Annotated in this window: 27 protein-coding genes; 14 read left to right on the top strand and 13 right to left on the bottom strand. The window is 67.2% G+C overall.

The features are described from left to right. Nucleotides 1–37 precede the first annotated feature (37 nt). On the top strand, nucleotides 38–1036 hold the full coding sequence (locus AC3RCC_RS10800; RefSeq protein WP_492258411.1) for an NAD(P)H-quinone oxidoreductase: 999 nt from the start codon (nucleotides 38–40) through the stop codon (nucleotides 1034–1036). A 34-nt stretch (nucleotides 1037–1070) separates the two neighbouring features. Here the strand turns inward: AC3RCC_RS10800 and AC3RCC_RS10795 are convergent, their stop codons facing one another. Further along, nucleotides 1071–1706: an NrsF family protein gene (locus tag AC3RCC_RS10795; RefSeq protein WP_492258410.1), complete on the bottom strand. Its 636-nt coding sequence runs from the start codon at nucleotides 1704–1706 to the stop codon at nucleotides 1071–1073. Then, the gene (locus tag AC3RCC_RS10790; protein ID WP_492258409.1) at nucleotides 1696–2256 is read right to left on the bottom strand and encodes a sigma-70 family RNA polymerase sigma factor; all 561 of its coding nucleotides are present in this window, start codon (nucleotides 2254–2256) and stop codon (nucleotides 1696–1698) included. The genes AC3RCC_RS10795 and AC3RCC_RS10790 overlap by 11 nt, the downstream gene beginning before the upstream one ends. A 264-nt stretch (nucleotides 2257–2520) precedes the next feature. Here AC3RCC_RS10790 and AC3RCC_RS10785 point away from each other — a divergent pair, with 264 nt between their 5' ends. The 5 genes from AC3RCC_RS10785 to AC3RCC_RS10765 all read left to right on the top strand — a co-directional run bounded on the left by AC3RCC_RS10785 (nucleotide 2521) and on the right by AC3RCC_RS10765 (nucleotide 5967). Beyond that, a complete protein-coding gene (locus AC3RCC_RS10785) occupies nucleotides 2521–2826 on the top strand; it encodes a BufA1 family periplasmic bufferin-type metallophore (protein WP_452117765.1) in 306 nt (101 codons plus the stop codon). A gap of 37 nt (nucleotides 2827–2863) precedes the next feature. Further along, nucleotides 2864–3781, top strand: a complete 918-nt coding sequence (gene bufB / locus AC3RCC_RS10780; RefSeq protein ID WP_492258408.1) for an MNIO family bufferin maturase — start codon at nucleotides 2864–2866, stop codon at nucleotides 3779–3781. After that, complete coding sequence (locus AC3RCC_RS10775; RefSeq protein WP_492258407.1) at nucleotides 3771–4577, top strand: HvfC/BufC N-terminal domain-containing protein; 807 nt, start codon at nucleotides 3771–3773, stop codon at nucleotides 4575–4577. Before bufB ends, AC3RCC_RS10775 begins: the two co-directional genes overlap by 11 nt. Next, entirely contained in the window at nucleotides 4574–5068 is a 495-nt protein-coding gene (locus tag AC3RCC_RS10770; protein ID WP_492258406.1) for a DoxX family protein, read from the top strand. Before AC3RCC_RS10775 ends, AC3RCC_RS10770 begins: the two co-directional genes overlap by 4 nt. Nucleotides 5069–5238: 170 nt before the next feature. Then, nucleotides 5239–5967 carry a DUF1013 domain-containing protein gene (locus tag AC3RCC_RS10765; protein ID WP_291646944.1) on the top strand — a complete coding sequence of 243 codons (729 nt, stop codon included), beginning with the start codon at nucleotides 5239–5241 and terminating at the stop codon, nucleotides 5965–5967. 39 nt (nucleotides 5968–6006) lie between these two features. On the opposite strand, the gene AC3RCC_RS10760 is transcribed toward AC3RCC_RS10765, so the two are convergent. After that, nucleotides 6007–6837, bottom strand: a complete 831-nt coding sequence (locus tag AC3RCC_RS10760; protein WP_492258405.1) for an EfeM/EfeO family lipoprotein — start codon at nucleotides 6835–6837, stop codon at nucleotides 6007–6009. Nucleotides 6838–7034: 197 nt separating this feature from the next. Between AC3RCC_RS10760 and AC3RCC_RS10755 the strand changes: the two genes are divergently transcribed. Then, a complete protein-coding gene (locus AC3RCC_RS10755; RefSeq protein ID WP_492258404.1) occupies nucleotides 7035–7928 on the top strand; it encodes an MBL fold metallo-hydrolase in 894 nt (297 codons plus the stop codon). Between the two features lie 164 nt (nucleotides 7929–8092). Here the strand turns inward: AC3RCC_RS10755 and AC3RCC_RS10750 are convergent, their stop codons facing one another. Next, nucleotides 8093–10009, bottom strand: coding sequence for a propionyl-CoA synthetase (locus AC3RCC_RS10750; RefSeq protein ID WP_492258403.1), 1917 nt, complete (start codon nucleotides 10007–10009; stop codon nucleotides 8093–8095). Nucleotides 10010–10203: 194 nt separating this feature from the next. Between AC3RCC_RS10750 and AC3RCC_RS10745 the strand changes: the two genes are divergently transcribed. Both AC3RCC_RS10745 and AC3RCC_RS10740 read left to right on the top strand, forming a co-directional pair. After that, on the top strand, nucleotides 10204–10962 hold the full coding sequence (locus AC3RCC_RS10745; RefSeq protein WP_291636918.1) for a sulfite exporter TauE/SafE family protein: 759 nt from the start codon (nucleotides 10204–10206) through the stop codon (nucleotides 10960–10962). A 116-nt stretch (nucleotides 10963–11078) separates the two neighbouring features. Then, complete coding sequence (locus AC3RCC_RS10740; protein WP_492258402.1) at nucleotides 11079–12707, top strand: acyl-CoA synthetase; 1629 nt, start codon at nucleotides 11079–11081, stop codon at nucleotides 12705–12707. 138 nt (nucleotides 12708–12845) lie between these two features. On the opposite strand, the gene AC3RCC_RS10735 is transcribed toward AC3RCC_RS10740, so the two are convergent. After that, on the bottom strand, nucleotides 12846–13034 hold the full coding sequence (locus tag AC3RCC_RS10735; RefSeq protein WP_291636913.1) for a YdcH family protein: 189 nt from the start codon (nucleotides 13032–13034) through the stop codon (nucleotides 12846–12848). 227 nt (nucleotides 13035–13261) lie between these two features. Between AC3RCC_RS10735 and AC3RCC_RS10730 the strand changes: the two genes are divergently transcribed. From AC3RCC_RS10730 to AC3RCC_RS10710, 5 genes are all read left to right on the top strand, one after another. Further along, complete coding sequence (locus AC3RCC_RS10730) at nucleotides 13262–13480, top strand: YdcH family protein (protein ID WP_291636911.1); 219 nt, start codon at nucleotides 13262–13264, stop codon at nucleotides 13478–13480. Nucleotides 13481–13581: 101 nt separating this feature from the next. Beyond that, nucleotides 13582–14079 (top strand): 5-(carboxyamino)imidazole ribonucleotide mutase, encoded by a 498-nt coding sequence (purE, locus tag AC3RCC_RS10725; RefSeq protein ID WP_291636909.1) that lies wholly within the window; start codon nucleotides 13582–13584, stop codon nucleotides 14077–14079. Then, on the top strand, nucleotides 14076–15176 hold the full coding sequence (locus AC3RCC_RS10720) for a 5-(carboxyamino)imidazole ribonucleotide synthase (RefSeq protein WP_492258401.1): 1101 nt from the start codon (nucleotides 14076–14078) through the stop codon (nucleotides 15174–15176). Before purE ends, AC3RCC_RS10720 begins: the two co-directional genes overlap by 4 nt. A gap of 166 nt (nucleotides 15177–15342) precedes the next feature. Continuing rightward, nucleotides 15343–15576: a 30S ribosomal protein S21 gene (gene rpsU, locus AC3RCC_RS10715; protein WP_291636905.1), complete on the top strand. Its 234-nt coding sequence runs from the start codon at nucleotides 15343–15345 to the stop codon at nucleotides 15574–15576. A gap of 191 nt (nucleotides 15577–15767) precedes the next feature. Continuing rightward, nucleotides 15768–16625, top strand: coding sequence for a tetratricopeptide repeat protein (locus AC3RCC_RS10710; RefSeq protein WP_291636903.1), 858 nt, complete (start codon nucleotides 15768–15770; stop codon nucleotides 16623–16625). A gap of 128 nt (nucleotides 16626–16753) precedes the next feature. Here the strand turns inward: AC3RCC_RS10710 and AC3RCC_RS10705 are convergent, their stop codons facing one another. The 8 genes from AC3RCC_RS10705 to AC3RCC_RS10670 all read right to left on the bottom strand — a co-directional run bounded on the left by AC3RCC_RS10705 (nucleotide 16754) and on the right by AC3RCC_RS10670 (nucleotide 23683). Further along, a complete protein-coding gene (locus AC3RCC_RS10705) occupies nucleotides 16754–17608 on the bottom strand; it encodes an alpha/beta hydrolase (protein WP_492258400.1) in 855 nt (284 codons plus the stop codon). Continuing rightward, complete coding sequence (locus tag AC3RCC_RS10700; protein WP_492258399.1) at nucleotides 17605–18087, bottom strand: GNAT family N-acetyltransferase; 483 nt, start codon at nucleotides 18085–18087, stop codon at nucleotides 17605–17607. Before AC3RCC_RS10700 ends, AC3RCC_RS10705 begins: the two co-directional genes overlap by 4 nt. A 65-nt stretch (nucleotides 18088–18152) precedes the next feature. Further along, nucleotides 18153–19559: an NAD(P)(+) transhydrogenase (Re/Si-specific) subunit beta gene (locus AC3RCC_RS10695; RefSeq protein ID WP_291636897.1), complete on the bottom strand. Its 1407-nt coding sequence runs from the start codon at nucleotides 19557–19559 to the stop codon at nucleotides 18153–18155. Between the two features lie 4 nt (nucleotides 19560–19563). Beyond that, complete coding sequence (locus AC3RCC_RS10690; RefSeq protein ID WP_291636894.1) at nucleotides 19564–19995, bottom strand: NAD(P) transhydrogenase subunit alpha part 2; 432 nt, start codon at nucleotides 19993–19995, stop codon at nucleotides 19564–19566. 25 nt (nucleotides 19996–20020) lie between these two features. Beyond that, a complete protein-coding gene (locus AC3RCC_RS10685; protein ID WP_291646952.1) occupies nucleotides 20021–21160 on the bottom strand; it encodes a Re/Si-specific NAD(P)(+) transhydrogenase subunit alpha in 1140 nt (379 codons plus the stop codon). A gap of 22 nt (nucleotides 21161–21182) precedes the next feature. Continuing rightward, on the bottom strand, nucleotides 21183–21470 hold the full coding sequence (locus tag AC3RCC_RS10680; protein ID WP_291636890.1) for an aa3-type cytochrome c oxidase subunit IV: 288 nt from the start codon (nucleotides 21468–21470) through the stop codon (nucleotides 21183–21185). A gap of 163 nt (nucleotides 21471–21633) precedes the next feature. Next, nucleotides 21634–22257 (bottom strand): hypothetical protein, encoded by a 624-nt coding sequence (locus tag AC3RCC_RS10675; protein ID WP_492258398.1) that lies wholly within the window; start codon nucleotides 22255–22257, stop codon nucleotides 21634–21636. 61 nt (nucleotides 22258–22318) lie between these two features. Continuing rightward, complete coding sequence (locus AC3RCC_RS10670) at nucleotides 22319–23683, bottom strand: ABC1 kinase family protein (RefSeq protein ID WP_492258397.1); 1365 nt, start codon at nucleotides 23681–23683, stop codon at nucleotides 22319–22321. Nucleotides 23684–23704: the final 21 nt, after the last annotated feature.

Below are 23704 nucleotides of genomic sequence, written 5' to 3'. Positions count from 1 at the left end.
GCGCCGCGCGCCGACCGCCCCTCGTCAGGAGAGCGCCATGACCACCCTGCCCCAGACCATGACCGCGATCGGTTTCGAGGCCCCCGGCGGCCCCGAAGTCCTGAAGCCGCAGCAGCGGCCGGTGCCGCAGCCCGGCCCGGGCGAGGTGCTGGTCGCGGTCGCCTTCGCCGGCATCAACCGGCCGGACGTGCTGCAGCGCATGGGCGGCTATGCGCCTCCGCCCGGCGCTTCCGATATTCCGGGCCTCGAATTCGCCGGCACCGTGGTCGGCCTCGGCGAAGGCGTCTCGCGCTACCGGCAGGGCGAGCAAATCTGCGGCCTCGTCGCCGGTGGCGGCTATGCCGAATACCTCGTCGTCCACGAGAGCAATGCCTTGCCGATTCCCGACGGCCTTTCGCTGGAAGAGGCCGGCGCCATTCCGGAGACCTATTTCACCGTCTGGAGCAACGTCTTCCAGCGCGGCGCCTTGAAGAGCGGCGAGAGCTTCATGGTTCATGGCGGCACATCCGGCATCGGCACCACGGCGATCCAGCTCGCCAAGGCCTTCGGCGCGACGGTTCTGGCAACCGCGGGATCGGACGAAAAATGCCGGGCCTGCCGCGATCTCGGTGCCGACCACGCCATCAACTACCGCAGCGAGGATTTCGTCGCCGCCGCCAAGGTCGCGACGGGCAAGCGCGGCGTCGATCTGATCCTCGACATGGTCGGCGGCGACTATATCGCGCGCAATTACGAGGCCGCGGCCGAGAGCGGCCGCATCGTCCAGATCGCCTTCCTCAACGGGCCGAAGGCCGAGGTCGATTTCCGCCGTCTGATGATGAAGCGCCTGACCCATACCGGCTCGACGCTGCGCCCGCGGACCATCGCCGAGAAGGCTGCGATCGCAGCCGAGCTGGAAGCCAAGGTCTGGCCCCTGCTGGCGCAGGGGCGCTGCAAGCCGGTGATCCATGCCCGCTTCCCGCTGGCGCAGGCGGCGGAGGCGCACGCGCTGATGGAGAGCAACGCCCATATCGGCAAGATCGTGCTGACGATCTGAACGGCCGGCGCGATCCGCGCCTGCCTGGAAAGCCTCACCAGCGCAGCAGCCTTCGCCCGATCAGAAAACCGGCGCCGGTCACGATCGAAGCCGCGATCGGATACCAGGCCAACACGAAGAGCGGGCTGTCGTCGGTGCAGTTCGCCGCATAGAAGCTCGCTCCGATACCGCTCGCCACAAGCCCCGCCAGGGCGCCTGCCAGACCCGGATCGGACGGTGCGCCCTGCCGCAAGCCGGCAAGCATGCAGGCGAGCGGCCCAGCGGAGAGCAGCGGGATCAGGGTCAGACAGAACATTGCGTTCTCGCCGATCAGGCTGGGCAGCCACTGCTCTTCGGGAAGCCGCGTCAGCTCGACGACCACGGCGCCGAGAAGCAGCGCTGGCGCGAGCATCATCAGGAGCCCCGGATAGGACCGGGCGAGGCCAGGGCGGCTCAACCGGAACACGCTCCACAGGGCCGTGCTCGCCAGTGCGGCCGTGACGACGAATTTGAACAGGAAACGCCCGCTCTGCATCGCTTCCTGAAAATCGGGCCGCACACCGATCGCGGCGAAGAACAGGATCGCCGCTGCGACGACCGCAGCGCCGAACGACAGCGCCAGGACGGAGCGGAACGGCCGGATCGGGCCGGCATCCTTCGCCAGCGCTGCGATGAGATCATCAGTCTTCACGTGAGCGATCCCGGTAAAGAGCGCCTAGCGTCTTGAGCGCGCGATGCAGGGCGACGCGGACCGCCCCTTCCGTCATTCGTAAGCGTCCGGCTGTTTCCCGGATGGAGACGCCTTCGATCGAGATCGACCGAACGATCTCTTCCTGCGCCGGCTTGAGCTCCGCAAGCAGCCTGTCGATCTCGCTGGCACTGAGCTCCGGCGCCGCGTCGTCGAGCGGCAGACGATCCGCGACATCCTCGATCGGAACGCTGACGTGCCGCCCTCGCCGGCGCATCGTATCGATGAGCTTGTGGCGGGCGATCGCTGCGATCCATGGCACGACCGGCCGCGCGGGATCCCAGGTCCCGCGCTTGAGATGGATGGCCAGCAAAGCTTCCTGCACGACGTCCTCGATCTCGCTTTCGTTTCCCGAGCCACGGCAGCCGGAACGGACGACCGTTCTGACGAACGGGGCGATTGCCTGCAAAAATCGTCGATAGGCATCCGCATCGCCAGCCATGGCCAAGCGGAGCCACATGGCCCAGTCATGTTCGCGCAGCGACAAGTTCATTCTCCGCTTCCTACGAAGCAGGATCGCAACTTGTTACATCCCTCGCCGACGGCGCCCGCCTGGATCGGTCGCATATGGCCGGGCCCCTTGTGCTGCCACGAGCCCGGGAGCGCTCCCCCGCGCCTGCCCGATCTATGCCCCAGCCGCGAGCGGCGGGACGCGTTCAGAAAGTTTCCCGGCGCTGTAACAGCCGGTCTCCGACCTGCGTATAGGCTTTGTGTCCGGCTCCATGGGCACGATTGCAACTCTAGTCGGAGAATTCCCATGTCCGTCAAGTCTGCCGTCAGCTCCGCCCTTCTCGCCAGCGCCATGGCGACGGCGCTAGCTTCGCTTGCGAGCGCCGCGCCGCTGAGCAAGGCCGAGGGCGAGGCCGCCGTCGCGGCCAAGAAGGAGAAGTGCTACGGCGTCGCCCTGAAGGGCCAGAATGACTGTGCCGCCGGCCCCGGAACCACCTGCCAGGGCTCCTCGACCGTCGATTTCCAGGGCAATGCCTGGAAATTCGTCCGCGGTGGAACCTGCGCCTCGATCACCCTGCCGAACGGCAAGCAGGGCTCGCTGAAGCCGCTCTGATCGCTGTCTCCACGAACCGGAAAGCGCAGAGGACGTCATGACGGCAGATCTCGCATCCGGGCCCGCACCCGCGGCCCACCCTCTCCGCTTTCCGGAACATGGCGTCTCCGGCCTGGCGGGGACGAGCTTCAAACCCGAGCATCTTCGCAGCATCCTGAGCGAAAGCGGGCCAAGGGGCTTCTTCGAAGTCCACGCCGAGAACTATATGGGCGCGGGCGGGCCGCCGCACCGCGCCCTGGAAGCCATACGCAGGGACAATCCATTGTCTCTGCACGGCGTCTGCATGTCGCTCGGCGGCCCCGAGCCACTCGATCGGGAGCATCTGGCGCGCTTCAGATCGCTGGTAGAGCGCTACGAGCCTGCGCTTGTATCGGAGCATCTCGCCTGGTCGACCCATGAGGCGACGTTCTTCAACGACCTCCTGCCCCTGCCCTACACGGCGGAGAGCCTGGCCTGGGTCTGCGATCATATCGACCAGATGCAGGAGGCGATCGGCCGGACGGTCCTGCTCGAAAACCCGTCGACCTATCTGATTTTCAAGGAATCGACGATGAGCGAGACCGAGTTCATCCGGGCGATCGTCGCGCGCACCGGCTGCGGCCTGCTGCTCGACGTCAGCAACGTCTTCGTCTCAGCGACCAATCACGGCACCTCGGCGCTGGACTATCTCGCCGATTTTCCGCTCGCCCATGTCGGCGAGATCCATCTCGCCGGCCATGCCGAGCAGAGCGACGACGAGGACGCCCTGCTGCTGATCGACAGTCATGACGGGCCTGTGTCGGATGGCGTCTGGCGGCTCTACGAGATCGTGCTCGGTCGCTGCGGCCCGCGCCCGACGCTGATCGAGTGGGACAGCAAGATTCCGGATTGGCCCATACTCAAGGCCGAGGCGATGGCGGCCCAGCGCCTGCTGGATCACCATGCCGGCCAGGCGAGCTTGCGCCATGCGGTCTGATATCCGCATCGGTCCGTCTGCCGGAAACGACGGCTCCTATGCCTCGGCCTTCGCGCCCGGCTTGAACGATCCCGAGCGCCAGACCCCGGCGCTCGTTTCCGGTCCGGGCGGCAAGAAGGCGGTCAAACGCTACAATGTCTATCGCAACAACGTGACCGTCGGCCTGATCGACGCACTGGCCGCGATCTACCCCGCGATACGGCGCATCACCGGGGACGAGTTCTTCCGCGCCATGGCGCGCTTCCACATCCGGCAGACACCACCGAAATCGCCGCTCCTCTTCGATTACGGTCGCGATTTCCCCGACTTCATCGCAGGTTACGCATATGCGGAAGCGATGCCCTGGCTGGCCGACACGGCCCGGGTCGAGCGGGCCTGGCTCGATGCCTATCACGCGGCGGATGCCGAGCCCCTGCCGCCGGGCGCCTTCGCCTCCATCCCGCCCGCAAGCCTGGCTGATGTCTCGGTCGCGCTTCATCCGTCGACACGGGTGGTGCGCTCGCGCTACGCGGCTCTCACGATCTTCGCCGCCAACCGCTCCCCCGAACCGGTCGGGGCGATCAACGCCGCCGAAGCGGAAGAAGGGCTGATAACCCGGCCGGACCTCGACGTGATCGTCACACGCCTTCCGGCCGGCGGCGTGGCGCTGATCGAGGCCTTGGCCACCGGCCTCACGCTCGGCGAGGCGATGGCGAGCATCCTCGCTTCCGTCCCCGACTTCGATATCGCCGCGGCCCTTGCCGGCATCGTCGAGGCTGGCGCCGTCACCGCCCTATCTCCTGGAGACGCCCGATGACTCCTTTGCCGGAGCCGAAGCCCATCGACGCGGGAAACGGACGCAGCCCAACTCTGAACGAGATGGCCAATGCGGCGATCCGCGCAATGACGCCCCATGTACTCGTGCAACTGACACTGCGCCTTGCCCTCGCCGTACCGTTCTGGCGTTCCGGCATGCTGAAATGGGACGGCTTCCTCCAGATCGGCGACACGGCCGTCACGCTCTTCACCGACGAATTCATGCTTCACCTGCCGGGCGGCCCCTACCCCTTCCCGGCGCCGGTGCTCATGGCGATTCTCTCGGGAATCGCCGAGCTGGCGCTGCCCTGTCTGCTCGTCCTTGGTCTCGCGACGCGTTTCGCGGCCTTCTGCCTGCTTTTGATGACCGCGATCATTCAGCTGACCATCCCCGATGGCTGGCCGCTGCATCTGACCTGGGCAGCCATGGCGCTTGCGATCATGTCGGGAGGACCGGGCTCGTTCTCAGTCGACCGCAGGCTGAGTCGATAGACCGGGCGGTCGATCGAAAACAGCAGAAGAAAGCGGCTCGCCGTGGACAGTCGCCGGCTGTTCGCCTATAACGCCGCGATCCTCCTCATCGTCGATGATTTGGATGACCGGCCGGGGCGGCCGGTCGGCGCATGAGAGCTTTTGCCCGCGACACTTCAGGAGACGAGCCCGTGTCAACATCGCCGCTGATGCCGAAGGCCACCGCGGTCTGGCTGGTCGAAAACACCTCGCTGACCTTCGAGCAGATCGCCGAGTTCTGCAAACTCCACCCGCTCGAGGTGCGTGGCATCGCCGATGGCGAAGTCGCCGCCGGCATCAAGGGGCTCGACCCGATCACCTCCGGCCAGCTCACCCGCGAGGAACTCGAGCGCGCCGCCAAGAACCCGAACCACCATCTCAGGCTCGCAGAGCGCAAGGTCAAGGTACCGGAGATCAAGCGTGCCAAGGGGCCGCGCTACACCCCGGTGTCGAAGCGCCAGGACCGGCCGAACGCCATCCTCTGGCTGCTGCGCAATCATCCCGAGCTCAAGGACGCGCAGATCATCCGCCTCGTCGGCACCACCAAGTCGACCATCGCGCAGATCCGCGATCGCACCCACTGGAACACTCAGACCCTGACGCCGGTCGACCCGGTCAGCCTCGGCCTCTCCTCGCAGATCGACCTCGATTTCGAAGTCGCCCGCGCCGCCAAGGATCGCCCGGCCGCGCTCGCGGCGGAGACCGGCTCGACCCTGCTCTCGGCCGAGGAGACCACGGCTCCGGAGCCCGTACCGGCCAGCCAGCCCTTCGCCGATATGAGCAAGCCGAAGCGCGAGGAAGAGGCGGCGATCGACGTCGACTCCGTCTTCGCCAAGCTCAAGCAGATGAAGCGCCCGGTCGAAGAGGACGACGAGTTCTGAGTCGCCCTCCCCGGCGCCGGGACAGGATCGGAGCGGTCGTCAGGCCGCCCCGAGTTCCTCGCTTGCAGCAATCAGACCGTCGCGCACGGCGACGGACGACTTGACGATGCCCCGGCGCTCGCGCGCGCCGACCCGGCTATAGGCGGCCCCGCCGGGCTCGCCGCCATAGAGCGCATCGACCACCGCCTTCGCCGCAGCCAAGCTCTTGTCGATCTCCTGCGCCAGCGCCGGCTTCTTCGCCGCAACGCTCACGGCGAAGGGACGGTACTGGCTCTCGATGCCCGCGAAATTGTAGCGGAAGATCAGCAGGCTGCGGTCCGACCAGGTTTCCTCCTCGCCCGAGATCTTCTTGGCTCCGATCTCGTTCGCGAGCGCGATCATCCCCTTGAAACTGTCCTTGGCCGAGAAGCGCTCGCGCTCGTTCAGCGCCTTGTCGAGCGCTGCGACCGAGGCTTCCAGCCCACGCGCCAGCGGCAGCGCGGCCGCGAGACCCCCCTCACCGAACAACAGCGCCTCGATCTTGTGGAAACCCTTGAAGCCCGGATCGGTATCGCCGAGATCATGAGCATAGGCGCGGGAGTCGATGTCCTTGTCGATCTCCTCGAAATTCGCCGCCAGCACCTCGATCTCCTCGTAGGGCGCACGGGAGGCGACATAGGCCGCCTCGGCAGCCGCGCGATCGCTGCCCGACAGGGCTTTGGTCAGCGCCGCCACCAGCGGCTTCTGCTCGGCGTTGCGCTTGCGGAAATAGGCGAGACCGGCATCCACCGCCGCCGCTTGCGGCTCGGCGGCGCCCGCGACCCGCGGCAGGACCGTGGCTGCGAGGAGCCCGGCCGAAGCGAGAACGAGGTCCCTGCGACTGGCATTCATGAGCAAATTCCTTTCCTGCGAAGAGACCACAGAATAGGATCACGAAATAAGTAATTCTAGCGTATTTATAGAAATCATAATTAGAATACTTATAGTATTTGAACTGCACAAACGCCGATCGGCAAATCACCGACCGCGACCGGAAGCCCGGCCCCGCCCGGCTTGCCGACGCCCATTCGCTTTGCCAATCTCCGGCGATGACGCCGTCCGCCACCGATCTCGCCTTCACCTTCCTGGGGACCGGTGCGCCGCCGGTCGGCCTGCGCCGGGCCGGCCCGGCGCATCTCGTCGAGGCCAGCGGCACCAGCGTCCTGATCGATTGCGGCTCGGGTGTCAGCCAGCGCCTCATCGCCGCCGGCCATGCCGGCGCCAGGATCGACGCGCTGATCGTCACCCATGAACATTCCGACCATCTGGTCGATTTCTACCAGTTGGTGGTTTCATCCTGGCATCAGGGCCGAGACCGCCCCTGGCGCGTGCTGGCCCCTGCCCCGGCGCTCGCCAATATGCGTGGGCAATACGAGGCCTTCGCCCGCGAGCGCGCCCTGCGCATCGCCTTCGAGAAGCGGCCCGACGCCACCGGCCTGGAAGTCGTCTTCGAGGAGTTGCACGAAGGTCCAGTCGCCGGACTGGACGCCCTCCCGGTCAAGGCCTTCCTGGTCGATCACCGCCCGGTCGAACCCGCCTTCGGGCTCGAATTGTCGGCCAATGGCAGCCGCATCGTCTTCTCCGGCGACACCCGCCTGACGCCTTCGCTGGAGCGGGCGGCGCAAGGCTGCGACCTCCTGGTCTGCGAGGTCTTCATCGACAGCCAGATGCCGGTCGTCGCCGGTGTGCGCTCGGCGCAAACCGTCGCTTCGGTGCAGAGCTATCACATGACCCCGGCGGTCGTGGCAGGGCTCGCGCTGCGCTCCGGCGCCGGAGCCCTGGCCCTGACCCATCTCGTTCCGCCCGGCGCCGATACAGCCGCCCTCGCCGGCGAGATCCGTGCCGGCGGCTATGCCGGCCCGCTGATCATCGGCGAGGATCTGATGCGGCTGGAACTGCCCGGCCGCCTGCTGCTCTGGAACGGCGCGACGATCGGCTTTTGATCACGCTCTGCTGGCAAGCTCTCCGTCATTCCCGGCAAGCCGCGGACGCGGCGCAGACCCGGAATCCACCATAGAGCGCCGTTGCCTACGATGGATTCCGGCGCTCCGCTGCACTGCGGTCGGAATGACGAGAGCGTCTACGATCCAGACTTTTCGGCACGGCGTCAGCCCAGCCCCCTGCCCTTCAGCGCAACGCCGATCTCGCCCAGCACCGCGATGTCCTCGATCGTCGCCGGCACCGCGTAGTCCTCGCCATCGGCGATCTTCTTCATCGTCGCGCGCAGGATCTTGCCGGAGCGCGTCTTCGGCAGGCGCCCGACGGTGATCGCGATCTTGAAGGCGGCGACCGGGCCGATCCTGTCGCGCACCAGCCCGACCAGCTCCTTCTCGACCTGGTCCGGCGCCTGCGTCACCCCGGCCTTGAGCACGACGAAGCCGCAGGGCTGCTCGCCCTTGAGGGCGTCCTTGATGCCGACGACCGCGCATTCGGCGACGGCCGGATGCGAGGCCAGCACCTCCTCCATGCCGCCGGTCGAGAGCCGGTGGCCGGCGACATTGATGATGTCGTCGGTGCGCCCCATGATGAAGACGTAGCCGTCCTCGTCGATGAAGCCCGCATCCGAAGTGTTGTAGTAGCCGGGATAGGCCTCGAGATAGGCGCTGCGGAAGCGGGCATCGTCGTTCCACAGCGTCGGCAGCGCGCCGGGCGGCAGCGGCAGCTTCAGCACGATCGCGCCCATCGTCCCCGCCGCGACCGGCCTTCCGCCCTCGTCGAGGCACTGCACGTCATAGCCCGGCAGCGGCACGCTCGGCGAACCGTGCTTGATCGGCAGCAGGCCTAGGCCGACCGGATTGCCGACGATGCAGGAGCCGGTCTCGGTCTGCCACCAATGGTCGACCACCGGCACCTTCAACACATCCTCCGCCCATTTCAGCGTATCGGGATCGGCCCGCTCGCCGGCGAGGAAGAGCGTGCGGAAATGCGAGAGGTCATAGGCGGCAAGATGCTTCGCCTCAGGATCCTCCTTGCGGATGGCGCGGAAGGCGGTCGGCGCGGTGAACATCGCCGCCACCTTGTATTCCGAGATCACCCGCCAGAAGGCGCCGGGATCGGGCGTACCGACCGGCTTGCCCTCGTAGAGGATCGAGGTCGCGCCCTGGATCAGCGGCCCGTAGACGATGTAGCTGTGGCCGACGACCCAGCCGACGTCGGAAGCGGTGAACATCACCTCGCCGGGGCGGATATCGTAGAGTTGGCTCATCGTCGCGAGCAGCGCGACCATGTGGCCGCCATTGTCGCGGACCACGCCCTTGGGTTTGCCGGTCGTGCCCGAGGTGTAGAGCACATAGAGCGGATCGGTCGCCGCGACCTCGACGCACTCCGCCTTGCGACCATTGGCCCGGGCGGCGCCGACCATGGCGCGCCAGTTGCGGTCACGCGAGGCATGCATCGAGGCCTCGGCCTGCGGCCGCTGTAGCACGAGGCAGGCCTGCGGCTTGTGGCTGGCGAGATCGATCGCGCCGTCGAGCAGCGGCTTGTACTCGACGATGCGGCTCGGCTCGATGCCGCAGGACGCGGTCAGGATCAGCTTAGGCTTGGCGTCGTCGATCCGCGTCGCCAGCTCCTTGGCGGCAAAGCCGCCGAACACCACCGAATGCACCGCCCCGATGCGGGCGCAGGCCAGCATGGCGAAGGCCGCCTCCGGGATCATCGGCATGTAGATGATGACGCGGTCACCCTTGCCGACGCCGAATTCCTGCAGCACGGCGGCGAGCGTCGCGACCTCGTCGAGCATTTGCGCGTAGCTGTAAGCCGCCTTGGTGCCGGTGACCGGGCTGTCGTAGATCAGCGCCGCCTGCTCACCCCTGCCATCGCGGACATGCCGGTCGAGCGCATTGAAGCAGGTGTTGCAGCTCGCATCCGGGAACCAGCGCCCGTAGATGCCGGCCTCACCGTCGAAGATCCGCTGCGGTGGTCTGATCCACTCGATACCCCCAGCGATCTCGCCCCAATAGGCCTCCGGATCGCGCCGCCAGGCGGAATAGGTTTCGCTGTAGCGGCTTGCATGGCTGGCAGTCATGAAATGCGTTCCTCTTCGCCGGATTTTCGGCCTAGAGCTTGGCTCCGGGCGGGCCGTCTGGGGGCCGGATTTGGCGCGTTGGATCGTGCCCACTCTCTCCCCTTCGGCGCAAGCGTCCGCATGTCAGACTTTCAGCGCAGCCCGTATGGGAGGCGCCGCACCCGCCGGCCGCCCGGCCGCAGCCGTGATGGGCCATGAACTTCGATCTCACCTTCTTTGCCGTCATGGTCCCGGCCGTCGTGCTGATGGGCCTCTCCAAGGGCGGGTTCTCGGGGCTCGGCCTGCTCTCCCTGCCGCTGATGGCGCTGATCGTCTCGCCGGTGCAGGCGGCGGCGATCATGCTGCCGATCCTGATCGTGCAGGATGTCGTCACCGTCTGGTCCTATCGCCGCGAATTCGACCGACGGAACCTCGCGACCCTGATCCCCGGCATGCTGCTCGGCGTGCTTGCCGGCTATCTCCTGGCGGCGAAGGTCTCCGACGCCGCGGTCGGGTTCGCGGTCGGGGTGATCTCGATCGGCTTCGCGCTGCGCCGCCTGCTCGGCGGCAAAGCCACCGCGGCCCCGGTGACCAAGGCGAACTATTCGGCCGGCACCTTCTGGGGCGTGGTCTGCGGCTTCACCAGCATGATCGCCCATGCCGGCGGGCCGCCCTTCCAGATCTATGTGATGCCGCAGCGCCTGCCGCCGGCCGTCTTCGTCGGCACCGGTGCGCTGTTCTTCGCGCTGATGAACTGGATCAAGGTGCTGCCCTATTTCATCCTCGGCCAGTTCAGCCCGCAGAACCTCACCGCCTCGGCCGTGCTCTTCCCGGTCGCGATCCTCTCGACGCTCGCCGGCGTCTGGCTGGTGCGGCGCGTCCCGGCCGAGCGCTTCTACACGCTGATCTACTGGCTGCTGGTCGCAGTCGGGCTGAAGCTGATCTATGAGGGGCTGCGGCCGCTCCTCGGCTGAGCCGCGCCCGCCCCCTTCCCGGCCGGACATTGCGCCGCATCGGCAAAAGGGATGAATTACAGGGCCGCGCCTCGATGGTTAAAGCTGCGGCAACATTCCGGCAGAAGAGCGCCCCGATGACCGCATCGCCCTACGATACCGATCTCGACCGCAACCCCGCGAATTTCCAGCCGCTCTCGCCATTGCCCTTCCTCGAGCGCGCCGCCGCCGTCTTCCCGCAGCAGATCGCCGTGATCCACGGCCCGCTGCGCCGCAATTATGCCGAGCTCTATGCCCGCACCCGCCGGCTCGCCTCGGCGCTTGCGCAGCACGGCATCGGCAAGAACGACACCGTCGCGGCGATGCTGCCGAACACCCCGGCCATGCTCGAATGCCATTACGGCGTGCCGATGTGCGGCGCCGTCCTCAACACGCTGAACACCAGGCTCGACGCGGCGATCATCGCCTTCTCGCTCGATCATGGCGGCGCCAAGGTGTTGATCGCCGACCGGGAATTCTCGAAGACGGTCAAAGAGGCGCTGGCGCTCTGCAAGGTGAAGCCGCTGGTGATCGACTATGACGACCCGGTCTTTGACGGCCCGGGCGAGCGCCTCGGCAGCGTCGAATACGAGGACTTCCTCGCCAAGGGCGATTCCGATTTCGACTGGCTGATGCCGGGGGACGAATGGGACGCGATCGCGCTGAACTACACCTCCGGCACCACCGGCGACCCCAAGGGCGTGGTCTACCACCATCGCGGCGCCAATCTCCTGGCGACCTCGAACGTGCTCACCGGCGGCATGGGCCGGCATCCGGTCTATCTCTGGACCCTGCCGATGTTCCACTGCAATGGCTGGTGCTTCCCCTGGACGATCTCGCTGCTCGCCGGCACCCATGTCTGCCTGCGTCAGGTCCGGGCCAAGGCGATGTATGACGCGCTCGCCGACCATGGCGTCACCCATATGTGCGGCGCGCCGATCGTGATGTCGACGCTGCTCAACGCGCCTGATGCCGAGCGCCGCAGCTTCCCCCAGAAGGTGAACTTCTTCACCGCCGCAGCGCCGCCGCCGGAGGCGGTGCTCGCCGGCATGGCGCAGGCGGGCTTCCAGGTCGTCCATCTCTACGGGCTGACCGAAGTCTACGGCCCGGCCGTGGTCAACGAGTGGAACGGCGCCTGGGACGCGCTGCCCGGCTCCGAGCAGGCGGCCCTCAAGGCACGCCAGGGCGTGCGCTATCCTGCGCTGGAAGGGCTCGACGTGCTCGACCCCGAGACGATGAAGCCGGTCCCGCGTGACGGCCAGAGCCTCGGCGAGGTGATGTTCCGCGGCAATGTCGTGATGAAGGGCTATCTGAAGAACCCGAAATCGACCAAGGCCGCCTTCGAGGGTGGCTGGTTCCACTCCGGCGATCTCGGCGTCGTCCATCCCGACGGCTATATCCAGCTCAAGGACCGCTCCAAGGACATCATCATCTCCGGCGGCGAGAACATCTCCTCGATCGAGGTCGAGGACGCGCTCTACAAGCACCCGGCTGTGCAGGCCGCCGCCGTCGTTGCCCGCCCCGACGAGAAATGGGGCGAGACTCCCTGCGCCTTCGTCGAGCTGAAGCCGGGGCAAACGGCCACGCAGGACGAGATCGTCGCCTGGTGCAAGACCCTGCTCGCCTCGTTCAAATGCCCGCGCACCGTGGTCTTCACCGAAGTCCCGAAGACCTCGACCGGCAAGATCCAGAAGTTCAAGCTGCGCGAGATGGCGCGGGCGCTCTGACGACGTCAGGCAGAGCGGACGCATTGTGAGGCCCGGAGCCGACCGGACAGCATGCCCGCACAAAAAAGCCGGCCCCTTGCGGGGCCGGTGATCGCGCCTGAGCGCGGGATTGATGCGGACCGGCGGCCCGCCCGGAATTCAATGCAACGTCGGTGTCGGCATGGTTTGCCGCACGCGCTCGATCTCATCCTTCAGCAGCAGCTTCTTTCGCTTGAGTTCGGCCACGCCGAGATCGTCGGACGAGGGACTGGCGACCGCCTGGGCGATAGCCTCCTCGAGCTGGCGATGCTTGCGTTCGAGCTCGGCGAGATGGGTCTGCAGCGACATCTGGATCCTCCTGATGAGCGTTCTGGCAAGACAACTCTGACACAGAGCCGGCTTCACGTCTGCGGGGCAGCCGTGCAGCGCAACATGAGTTTTCGTGATCCCTTCCTGGCTTCTTCCAAAGCCGATGATTCGAAGCGGACCACCCTGCGTCACCGTCGCGGCGCTCTTGCCGCGCCGCTCCGGCCTGCGCATAGTCGGCAGCGATCGCGGCGATGTTGAGACGGCTTATGGGATTCGAGTTGAGCGCCGAGGAGATCGAGGTCCTGATGGCCGAGCTGGTGCGGCTGCGCGACGAGCACCGCGACCTCGACAGCGCCATCGACGCGCTGGAACGGCTTGGCGCCATCAACCAGATCCAGGTCCAGCGCCTGAAGAAGCGCAAGCTCTATCTGCGCGACCGCATCGCCCATCTCGAGGACCAGCTCACCCCCGACATCATCGCCTGAGCTGGAAGGATTCGGCCCTGCCGCCGATTCCGCCCTTGCTTGCAGCGGCCCCGCCGGTCTAGATCGCCCCCTTCCCCTCCCTACCGGGAAGCGAGCATTTCATGGCCGATCCGACCCCTCCCGTCGCCATCATCATGGGCAGCCAGTCCGACTGGGCGACCATGCGTCACGCCGCCGAGACCCTCACGGCGCTCGAGATCGGGCATGAGGCGCTGATCGTCTCGGCACATCGCACGCCGGAGCGCCTGTTCGACTTCGCCAAGGGCGCCAAGGCCAGGGGCTACAAGGTCGTGATCGCCGGTGCCGGCGGCGCCGCCCACCTGCCCGGCATGGCGGCTTCGCTGACGCCGCTGCCGGTCTTCGGCGTGCCTGTCGAATCCAAGGCGCTTTCCGGGCAGGACAGCCTGCTCTCGATCGTACAGATGCCGGCCGGCATCCCCGTCGGAACGCTCGCCATCGGCCGCGCCGGCGCCGTCAACGCCGCCCTCCTCGCTGCCGCCGTTCTGGCCCTCAACGACGCCCCCCTCGCGGAGCGCCTCGATGCCTGGCGCCGGCGCCAGAGCGAGGCCGTCGCGCTCCAGCCGGTGGACGGCCAATGAAACGCCCCGATTCCAGCGGACTTGCCCCCGGCGCCGTGCTCGGCATCCTCGGCGGCGGCCAGCTCGCCCGGATGCTGGCTCTGGCCGCGGCCGATCTCGGCGTCCGCGCCCATATCTTCGCACCCGAGCCTGACAGCCCGGCCTATGAGGTCGCGGCCCGCCACACCATCGGCGCCTATGAGGACGAGGCGGCACTGGCGACCTTCGCCGACGCGGTCGATGTGGTGACCTACGAGTTCGAGAACGTTCCGGCGGCCACCGCCGCCTTCCTCGCGGCGCGCACCCCGCTGCACCCCGGCGCCCGGGCGCTCGCGGTGACGCAGGACCGCCTGAGCGAGAAGCGCTTCGTCTCCGAGCTCGGGCTCGCCGTCGCGCCTTTCCGCCCGGTCGATTCGCTGGCCGAGCTCGAGCAGGCCGTCGCCGCGCTCGGCCGGCCGAGCGTGCTGAAGACGCGCCGCTTCGGCTATGACGGCAAGGGCCAGGTCAAGATCGGCGTCGACACCGATCTCGCTCAGGCCTGGGAAGAGATCGGACATTTCCCAGCCATTCTCGAAGGCTTCGTCAGCTTCGTCCGCGAGGTCTCGGTCGTCGCGGCCCGCGGGCTCGACGGCAGCTTCGCCGCCTTCGACGTCTGCGAGAACGAGCACCGCGATCACATCCTGGCGCTGACCAGCGTACCGGCGCGCCTCGGCACCGCAGCAGCCGCAACCGCGATCGATGCAGCGAGGCGGATCGGCGAGGCCCTCGGCTATGTCGGTGTCTTCGCCGTCGAGTTCTTCCTCGTCGAGACCAGCTCCGGCGAGCAGGTCGTGGTCAACGAGATCGCCCCGCGCGTCCATAATTCCGGCCACTGGACCAGCGAAGGCGCGCAGACCTCGCAATTCCACCAGCATATCCGCGCCGTCTGCGGCTTCCCGCTCGGCGCCACGACACGGCGCGGCCATGTCACGATGGAGAACCTGATCGGCGACCGGGTCCATGACTGGCGCGCCATTCTGGCCGAGCCGAACGCGCATCTGCACCTTTATGGCAAGCGCGAGGCACGGCCGGGCCGCAAGATGGGGCATGTCACGCGCATCATCCCCGCGGTCGATTGAACGGCCTCGGAAAGGCCCGATAATCCGGCGTCATCATCAGATTTCCGTGGCGTTGCGGCGTGGACAGGGTCTAGGAATTCTGATATCGGCACGGCCGTTCTGGCAGGTTTTCGTCGAAGGCCAGCCGCCCCCTATTCCGGCCACCCAATAACCACGGACCAAAGACGTGCAGGTTCTCGTTCGGGACAATAATGTCGACCAGGCGCTGCGCGCGCTGAAGAAGAAGATGCAGCGCGAAGGCATCTTCCGCGAGATGAAGCTCCGCGGGCACTATGAGAAGCCCTCCGAGAAGAAGGCACGCGAGCAGGCCGAGGCCGTCCGCCGCGCCCGCAAACTGATCCGCAAGAAGCTCCAGCGCGAGGGCCTGCTGCCCGCGCCGGTGAAGCCGAAGCGCCCCTGAGCGGCCCAACCGTCCGGCTCCGGCTGCGGCCGGAACAGTCCTGATCCGTCATCCGACCTTCGCCCGCTTTCGCGGGCGTTGTTGCTTTTTCGGGCCGCGTTAACCAAAAGTTGTCACGCTTTCGGCGTTTGATCGCGGATCAGCGCTGCGCCGGGAGCGGGCGGCACAAGAAGGGGCATGAGCCGAGAGTGATGAGACAGAGCATCTTCCGAGGCCGGAACTGGCTGGTCGCTATGGGCCTCGCCACCGCACTGGCCGGCTGCGACACGGTCAGCATGAACTCCGGCGCCGGGATCGCCGAGCTGCAGACCGAGAACACGGAAACGGCAAGCGTCAACATCGGCTCGCTGACCGAAGTCATCAACCGCAACCCGAACGATCCGCAGGCGTATAATACCCGGGGCGCCGCCTATGCTCGCATCGGCCGCTATTCGGACGCGATCTCCGATTTCGGCAAGGCGACCCAGCTCGACCCGAACTTCGCGCCGGCCTTCACCAATCGCGCGCTGGCCCTGCGCCAGACCGGCCGCAACGACGGCGCCCTGCAGGATTTCAACCGCGCCACCACCGCCAATCCGAATTACAGCCCGGCCTATATCGGCCGCGCCAATCTGCTGCGCGCTCAGGGCAACAGCCAGCAGGCGCTGGCCGATCTGAACACCGCGATCCGCCTCAATCCGGAATCGGCCGAGGCGTTCCATGCGCGCGGGCTGGTCTACCAGAAGGAGGGTCAGCACCAGCATGCCGTCACCGATTTCGACTCGGTGATCGACCGCAACCCTTACAACGCACCGCCCTATATCGCGCGCGGCCAGAGCCTGAACGCGCTCGGAAAGTATGAATCGGCGCTCGAGGACTTCACCGCCGCGCTGAACGTCGACAACCGCAATGCCGACGCCTGGGCCGGCCGCGGCTTCGCCTTCGAGAAGCTCGGCAAGAAGACGGAGGCCAGCGAGGCCTATCAGCGCGCGCTCGGCCTCGACGGCAACAACCAGACCGCCCGCGCTGGCCAGAGCCGTCTCGGCGGCGGCGGCCTGTTCCGGATGTAGCGGCACCAGGTCGGCCGCCGCCGGCTTATAGCATCGGACCGAAAACTGGACTCCAGCTTGCGGAAAACTCCGATGCGACAACACTGAGATAGATCGCCGTGACCGCGTCCGAACGGACGCGCGGCGATCTAAGGCGTCGCGGCGACCAGAATGTCGCTGCCGGTCAGCGCGCCAGCCGCCGCATCGGCCAGGAAGCGCCGGATTTCCGGCACCGAGCCCTGCGAAACCAGATTTCCATGGTTTCCGTCCGGGAAGCGGACGAAGCGCTTCCGCGCATTCGCCAGCGCAAACAGCGCCTCGCCCTGGCTGTAGGGGATCACGGTGTCGCGCGCGCCATGCAGGACCAGCACCGGCCCACGCACCTTGCCGATCGCCAGGTCCGAGCGGAACTGGTCGTGCATCAGCAGGGCGACCGGCACATAGGGATAGATCTGCTGCGCCACAGCGACCGTCGACATATAAGGCGCCTCGAGGATCACGGCCCTGAGCGCTTTGCTGGCGGCGAGCTTGAGAACCACTCCGGTACCGAGCGATTCGCCATATCCGACCAGCCTGTCGGTGCCGAAGCGGGCCATGGCGGCGTCATAGGCGGCGAGCGCGTCCTGCTCCAGCCCCGCCTCGCTCGGCGCGCCCGTCGAGCCGCCATAGCCGCGATAGTTCACTGCGAACAGCCCGGTCCCGTCCTGCGTCAGCGCCCGAAAGCGTGCCTGCCGTCCCGGCCCGCCGAAATTCCCGGCATTGCCATGGAAGAACAGCAACACGGGCTTGCCCTCGCGCGGCGGCACCACCCAGGCGATCAGCGTCTCGCCATCGGCCGTGGTCAGCCGGACCTCCTCGACGCCGGGCAGATTCGCCGCGGCGATTTCGGCACGCGCCGGATTGCGCGGATAGAGCAGACCGCGCTGCTTGACGTAGAGCAGGCCCAGCACGCCGGCATAGGCGCAGGCCAGGGCGACCGCGACGATGGCGAGGAGGCGCCTCATCGCAGCCGCTTGACCATTTCGACGGCATGCGGCGCGAAGCCGAAGCGCTGGTAGAGCCGTTCAGCGCCCGCATTGCCGGCGAGCACGCCGACACCCAGCGCCGCGACGCCCTGCCCGCGCGCATAGCGCTCCGCCTCGCCCAGAAGCGCCGCGGCGACGCCGCGCCCACGAAAGGCCTCGCCGACCACCAGGGTCGTGACATAGGCCTGCCGCCGCAGCTCGGCGCGCAGGAACGGCCCGCCATTGGTCAGGACGCAGCAGAGATAGCCGGCGACCGTGCCGTCGATCAGCGCGACCAGCGCCACACCGCCGCGGCTGGCCATCTGCTTCTCGTCATCGGCGAGGCAGGCCACGGCATCCTCCCGCTCGAGCGCACGGTCGCCGGAGACGGTCTGCTCATGGCGGTTGAGTTCCCAGTGCAAGGCGATGACCGCCTCGCGGTCCTGCGGTTCGAAAGAGCGGATCGGCAGTTCAGGCATGGAGCTTCCAATAAAAAAGGGCCGGCATGGAAGCCGGCCCTTTGCGTCATTGCTATGGCGGGCGCTCAGTGCGCCATCGCCTTGACGATCTCGTCGGTGACCTTCTTGGCGTCGCCGAACAGCATCATCGTATTGGGGCGGAAGAACAGCTCGTTCTCGACGCCGGCATAGCCGGCCGCCATGCCGCGCTTGATGAACAGCACGGTCTTGGCCTTCTCGACGTCGAGGATCGGCATGCCATAGATCGGCGAGGACTTGTCGGTCTTGGCAGCCGGGTTGGTGACGTCGTTGGCGCCGATGACGAAGGCGACGTCGGCCTGGCCGAATTCGGAGTTGATGTCCTCGAGCTCGAAGACCTCGTCATAGGGCACATTGGCTTCCGCCAGCAGCACGTTCATATGGCCGGGCATGCGGCCCGCCACCGGATGGATCGCGTACTTGACCTCGACGCCCTCCTTCTTGAGGAGGTCCGCCATCTCGCGCAGCGCGTGCTGGGCCTGCGCCACCGCCATGCCATAGCCCGGAACGATCAGGACCTTGCCGGCATTCTTCATGATGTAGGCGGCATCGTCGGGCGAGCCCTGCTTGACCGGGCGCGCTTCCACCGCGCCACCCGGACCGGCCGCGGCATCGTCGCCGCCGAAGCCGCCGAGGATGACGGAGATGAAGCTCCGGTTCATCGCCTTGCACATGATGTAGGACAGGATCGCGCCGGAGGAGCCGACCAGCGCGCCGGTGATGATCAGCGCCATGTTGCCGAGCGTGAAGCCGATGCCCGCCGCCGCCCAACCCGAATAGGAGTTCAGCATCGAGACGACGACCGGCATGTCCGCGCCGCCGATCGGGATGATCAGCAGGATGCCGAGGGCGAAGGAGACCAGCACGATCAGCCAGAACAGGACATGGCTTTCCGTCTGCAGGAAGATCAGCAGCATCACCACGAGCGCGATGCCGAGGCCGATATTGATGGCATGGCGCTGCGGCAGCATGATCGGCTTGCCGCTCATGCGCCCGTCGAGCTTGAGGAAGGCGATGATCGAGCCGGTGAAGGTGATCGCGCCGATGGCGACGCCGAGCCCCATCTCGAACAGGCTGGCGCCCTTGATCTTGCCGACCTGGCCGATACCGAAGGCTTCGGGCGCATAGAGCGCGGCGGCCGCCACCAGCACGGCGGCGAGACCGACCAGCGAGTGGAAGAAGGCGACGAGCTGCGGCATCTGCGTCATCTGCACGCGCTTGGCCATGAAGGCGCCGATGCCGCCGCCGATGGCGATGCCGAGGATGACGAGCAGCCAGCCGGAGAAACCGGCCGGCGGATAGAAGATCACCGTGGTCAGCACGGCGATCGCCATGCCGACCATGCCGTAGAGATTGCCCTGGCGCGAGGTCGTCGGATGCGACAGCCCGCGCAGGGCCATGATGAAGAGGACGCCCGAGACGACGTAGAGCAGGGCGGAGAGGTTCGCGGCCATGCGCTCAGCCCTTCTTCTTGTACATCGCGAGCATACGCTCTGTGACGAGGAAGCCGCCGAAGATGTTCACGGAGGCGAGCACGAGGGCGACGAAGCCGAACACCTTGGCCCAGAGCGGGCCGTCGCCCAGAGCGGGCGCAGCCTGGACGCCGACCGCGAGCAGCGCGCCGACGACGATGACCGAGGAGATCGCGTTGGTGACCGACATCAGCGGCGTGTGCAGGGCCGGGGTCACCGACCAGACCACGTAGTAGCCGACGAAGACGGCGAGGACGAAGATGGCGAGGCGGAAGACCGTCGGGTCGACACCGGTCGCGGCGCCAGCGGCATGCGCCGCCTGCTCGGCGTACTTCTCGGCGAGCTCGGCGGCCTGCTTGGCAAGCGCAGCGGCCGAGCGGGCCTGTTCGAGCGCCTGTTCGGGGGTCGGATTAGCCATGGTTTGACACTCCCTCGTCGACCGCTCAGGCCTTGGCCGCGAAATTCGGATGGATGACGGCGCCGTCCCTGGTCAGGCAGGTCGCCTTGACGAGTTCGTCATCCCAGTTCACCGCGAGCTTCCTCTCCTTCTTGTCGATCAGGGTCTCGACGAAGGCGAAGAGGTTCTTGGCGTAGAGGCTGGACGAGGTCGCCGGCAGCCGGCCCGGCACGTTGAGATGGCCGACGATCTTGACGCCATTGGCGGTCGTCACCGTCTCGCCGGGCTTGGCGAGCTCGCAATTGCCGCCGCGCTCGACCGCGAGGTCGACGATCACCGAGCCCGCCTTCATGCTCTCGACCATTGCGGCCGAGATTAGCTTTGGCGCCGGCCGTCCGGGAATCAGCGCGGTGGTGATGACGATGTCCTGCTTGGCGATGTGGCTCGCCGTCAGCTCGGCCTGCTTGGCCTGATACTCCTTGGACATTTCCTTGGCGTAGCCGCCGGCAGTCTGTGCCTGCTTGAACTCCTCGTCCTCGACCGCGAGGAACTTGGCGCCGAGCGATTCAACCTGCTCCTTGGTCGCCGGCCGGACGTCGGTCGCGGTGACGATCGCGCCCATGCGGCGCGCGGTGGCGATCGCCTGCAGGCCGGCGACGCCGACGCCCATGATGAAGATCTTCGCCGCCGGCACGGTGCCCGCAGCGGTCATCATCATCGGCAGCGCCCGGCCATATTCGGCCGCGGCGTCGACGACGGCGCGGTAGCCGGCGAGGTTCGCCTGCGAGGACAGAACGTCCATCACCTGCGCACGCGTGATGCGCGGCATGAACTCCATGGCGAAGGCGGCGACATTGGCCTTGGCCAGAGCCTCGACCTGCGCCTCGCTGCCATAGGGATCCATGATGCCGACCACCAGCGCACCGGCGGGCAGCCCGGCGATCTCGGCCTCGGCCGGACGGCGCACCTTCAGCACGATCGTCGCGCCGGCGAGCGTTTCGGCCGCACCTGCCGCGGTTTTTGCGCCAGCCGCCTCATAATCCGCATCGCTGATGCCGGAAGCAGCGCCGGCACCTTTCTCGACCACGACCTCGGCACCGAGGCCGATGAACTTGCGGACGGTTTCCGGCGTCGCGGCGACGCGGGTCTCCGCCCCTTGCGTTTCCGCGGGGACAGCAATGCGCATGGGAGGCCGGGCCTTTCAGGCTTTACAGGAGGAGGAGCGCGAGCAGCATCAGACCGAACGGAACGGCAGGCGCGCGCCAGCCCACCGACGGCGCGGCGATGCCGATACCGGTGCTGATCAGCGTCAGCAGCGTGCCGATGATCGCGGTGCCCCAGGCGTGCTTGGTGCCGCCGACGGCCAGCGCCGTGACGATGGCCAGGCAGGCGATCGTGGCGATCTCGGCGAAGCGCACGAAGCCATGATAGGTGCCCTCGTGCTCCGCATAGTCCATCTGCGGAATGTCGGCGGCGTGCTGTCCGTGGTCGGCCATGAAAAATGGTCCCTGCTCGATGAAAATCCTGTTGCCCTGTAGCGCACTGGCGCGGCCGATGGCAACGCATGACACCATGCCGCTTGCCTCATCCCTAGGCAATCACCGGGGAAAGCGACGTCGCGTCAGGGGGTGCCGCCGGAAAGCTCCGCCGCGCCTTGCTTCAAGGCAGCAGATCGGCAGGAATCCTGGCCGGCTCATAGGTCCGGGGCGCGTTCCTCTGGACCCAGCGGAAATAGCCCGAGACGAAGGCGAAGCCGACGAAGATGACCCAGAGCATGCTCAATTCGCCGGTCATCGCCAGCAGCACGAGCGGCAGAGCGACCATCAGCAGCCCCATGACGATCAGCATCACCTGGATGAAGGCGATGCGCGCCTCGCTGACCCCGGAGGAATAGCGGACCTTGCCGGGCATGCGCATGGCGAGCGTCGTGTGCAGATCCTCCAGGAAGGCGCGGTAGGTCTGGTTACGCTCCTCGTCGGCATAGCCATAGGCGGTATTGGAGCTGACGATCAGCGGCGGCGCCCCCGAGAACGCGATCGAACAGGTGCCGAAATCGCCCTGCCGGGCGATATGCACCGTCGACAGATGCACGCCGGAGATCTCGGAGAACGGTCTGGCGACCTCGCCCTGCGGCGTGCTCCAGAACAGGAGATCACCGTCCAGCCCGACGCCTTCATCGCTCTGCTTCAGCACGAAACCGCCCGGGCCGCGCCGCACGAACAATTCGTAGCGGCGGCGCTCGCCGCCCGTCTTCGCCTCGGCCTCCGTGCCCTGCCTGGCCATGTCCGCCCCCCGCCGCACTGCACGAGCCTTGTGCCGGCATGAGGCAATATGGCGCAGGCGCTCAGGATCCGGCCAGCCCCGCCGCGGAAAGGGCCGCGCCCTGCACGCCGGCGACCCGCGCCACGCTGAAATTCTCGATCTCCTGCTCGAACAGCCGGTGGAAATTCAGCTCGGCGTCGAGATGCAGGAAGACGCCGCCGAGCCCGATCGCGGCGCGGTCCATGAAGACGAATTCGCGCGGCACCGTCACCGGCCCGCGCGCCTTCAGCGCGCTGTGGACCTGGAAGGCCTGCTTGCGGCCATATTCGGCCGGGCTGACGCCCTCGGCGATCCGGCGCGTGCGATCCTCCAGCAGCGGCCCATAGATGAAGCGCGCCCAGATGTTCAGCGTGTCGATCAGCTCCTTGGTCAGGCCCTTGAAGCCCCAGACCTCGTAGGCATGCACGACACGCGCCTCGTCGCCTTCGAGCAGGCCGCGATAGAGGTCGACGACGCCACCGACGAAGCTCGGTGGGAAGATCCGGATGCAGCCATAGTCCAGCAGGTTGATGCCCTGAGGCTCGCCGCCTTCCGAGAACACGGTGTAGTTCCCCAGATGCGGATCGCCATGGATGACGCCGTGATGGCTGAAGGGCCGCCACCAGGCCCGGAACATCGCGGTCGAGATCCGGTCCCGGATCTCCTGGCTGGCCTGCTTGTGGGCGAGGATCTTGTCGCCATCGAGCCAGTGCATGGTCAGCAGCCGCCGCGTCGACAATTCGGCGACCACGCCCGGCACCCGCACCTCCGGCGTTTCGGCGAGCATGCGCTGGTAGAGGGCGACGTGCCTGGCCTCGCGCCGGTAGTCGAGCTCCTCGCGAACGCGGGCGCTGATCTCCTTGGCGATCTCGCTGGTGTCGATCACCGCGCCCATGCGCCGGTGCAGGCCGAACAGGATTTCGAGCTGGGCGATATCGGCCTCGACCGCCGATTCCATGTCGGGATACTGCAGCTTGCAGGCCAGAGGCGCGCCGTCGAGCGAGGTGGCGCGGTGCACCTGGCCGAGCGAGGCTGCCGCCGCCGGCTTCAGCTCGAATGCGCCGAAGTGCTCGCGCCAGTTCGCCCCGAGCTCGGCCTGCATGCGGCGCTTGACGAAGGCCGCGCCCATAGGCGGTGCCTCCGATTGCAGCTTCTGCAGCTCGGCGGCGTATTCCGGCGGAACAACATCGGGAATGGTGGCGACGAGCTGCGCGACCTTCATCAGCGGGCCCTTCAGGCCGCCGAGCGCCTTGGCCAGCGCCTCGGCATTGGTCGCGTTGCGGCCTTCGAGCCCGAACAGCTTCGTGCCGGCGATCCGCGCCGCGACCCCGCCGACATTGGCGCCGACGCGGGCATAGCGCGCGGCCCGGGCGGAAAATCGGTTGGCTTCGCTATCGCGTTCGGACATCGGGTCTCGCTGGGCCTGAGC

The sequence above is a fragment of the Allobosea sp. GW823-FHT01F03 genome, from assembly GCF_058798075.1.
Note: the sequence above shows the minus strand (reverse complement) of the source record. Positions and strands in the feature narration are given on the sequence as shown.

What these genes read in the sequence shown, in the direction of transcription:
- AC3RCC_RS10800 (WP_492258411.1), top strand. Translation starts at nt 38, where the DNA reads ATGACCACCCTGCCCCAGACCATGACCGCGATCGGTTTCGAGGCCCCC.
- AC3RCC_RS10790 (WP_492258409.1), bottom strand. Translation starts at nt 2,256, where the DNA reads ATGAACTTGTCGCTGCGCGAACATGACTGGGCCATGTGGCTCCGCTTG.
- AC3RCC_RS10785 (WP_452117765.1), top strand. Translation starts at nt 2,521, where the DNA reads ATGTCCGTCAAGTCTGCCGTCAGCTCCGCCCTTCTCGCCAGCGCCATG.
- bufB (WP_492258408.1), top strand. Translation starts at nt 2,864, where the DNA reads ATGACGGCAGATCTCGCATCCGGGCCCGCACCCGCGGCCCACCCTCTC.
- AC3RCC_RS10775 (WP_492258407.1), top strand. Translation starts at nt 3,771, where the DNA reads ATGCGGTCTGATATCCGCATCGGTCCGTCTGCCGGAAACGACGGCTCC.
- AC3RCC_RS10770 (WP_492258406.1), top strand. Translation starts at nt 4,574, where the DNA reads ATGACTCCTTTGCCGGAGCCGAAGCCCATCGACGCGGGAAACGGACGC.
- AC3RCC_RS10760 (WP_492258405.1), bottom strand. Translation starts at nt 6,837, where the DNA reads ATGAATGCCAGTCGCAGGGACCTCGTTCTCGCTTCGGCCGGGCTCCTC.
- AC3RCC_RS10755 (WP_492258404.1), top strand. Translation starts at nt 7,035, where the DNA reads ATGACGCCGTCCGCCACCGATCTCGCCTTCACCTTCCTGGGGACCGGT.
- AC3RCC_RS10750 (WP_492258403.1), bottom strand. Translation starts at nt 10,009, where the DNA reads ATGACTGCCAGCCATGCAAGCCGCTACAGCGAAACCTATTCCGCCTGG.
- AC3RCC_RS10745 (WP_291636918.1), top strand. Translation starts at nt 10,204, where the DNA reads ATGAACTTCGATCTCACCTTCTTTGCCGTCATGGTCCCGGCCGTCGTG.
- AC3RCC_RS10740 (WP_492258402.1), top strand. Translation starts at nt 11,079, where the DNA reads ATGACCGCATCGCCCTACGATACCGATCTCGACCGCAACCCCGCGAAT.
- AC3RCC_RS10735 (WP_291636913.1), bottom strand. Translation starts at nt 13,034, where the DNA reads ATGTCGCTGCAGACCCATCTCGCCGAGCTCGAACGCAAGCATCGCCAG.
- AC3RCC_RS10730 (WP_291636911.1), top strand. Translation starts at nt 13,262, where the DNA reads ATGGGATTCGAGTTGAGCGCCGAGGAGATCGAGGTCCTGATGGCCGAG.
- purE (WP_291636909.1), top strand. Translation starts at nt 13,582, where the DNA reads ATGGCCGATCCGACCCCTCCCGTCGCCATCATCATGGGCAGCCAGTCC.
- AC3RCC_RS10720 (WP_492258401.1), top strand. Translation starts at nt 14,076, where the DNA reads ATGAAACGCCCCGATTCCAGCGGACTTGCCCCCGGCGCCGTGCTCGGC.
- AC3RCC_RS10710 (WP_291636903.1), top strand. Translation starts at nt 15,768, where the DNA reads ATGAGACAGAGCATCTTCCGAGGCCGGAACTGGCTGGTCGCTATGGGC.
- AC3RCC_RS10705 (WP_492258400.1), bottom strand. Translation starts at nt 17,608, where the DNA reads ATGAGGCGCCTCCTCGCCATCGTCGCGGTCGCCCTGGCCTGCGCCTAT.
- AC3RCC_RS10700 (WP_492258399.1), bottom strand. Translation starts at nt 18,087, where the DNA reads ATGCCTGAACTGCCGATCCGCTCTTTCGAACCGCAGGACCGCGAGGCG.
- AC3RCC_RS10695 (WP_291636897.1), bottom strand. Translation starts at nt 19,559, where the DNA reads ATGGCCGCGAACCTCTCCGCCCTGCTCTACGTCGTCTCGGGCGTCCTC.
- AC3RCC_RS10690 (WP_291636894.1), bottom strand. Translation starts at nt 19,995, where the DNA reads ATGGCTAATCCGACCCCCGAACAGGCGCTCGAACAGGCCCGCTCGGCC.
- AC3RCC_RS10685 (WP_291646952.1), bottom strand. Translation starts at nt 21,160, where the DNA reads ATGCGCATTGCTGTCCCCGCGGAAACGCAAGGGGCGGAGACCCGCGTC.
- AC3RCC_RS10680 (WP_291636890.1), bottom strand. Translation starts at nt 21,470, where the DNA reads ATGGCCGACCACGGACAGCACGCCGCCGACATTCCGCAGATGGACTAT.
- AC3RCC_RS10675 (WP_492258398.1), bottom strand. Translation starts at nt 22,257, where the DNA reads ATGGCCAGGCAGGGCACGGAGGCCGAGGCGAAGACGGGCGGCGAGCGC.
- AC3RCC_RS10670 (WP_492258397.1), bottom strand. Translation starts at nt 23,683, where the DNA reads ATGTCCGAACGCGATAGCGAAGCCAACCGATTTTCCGCCCGGGCCGCG.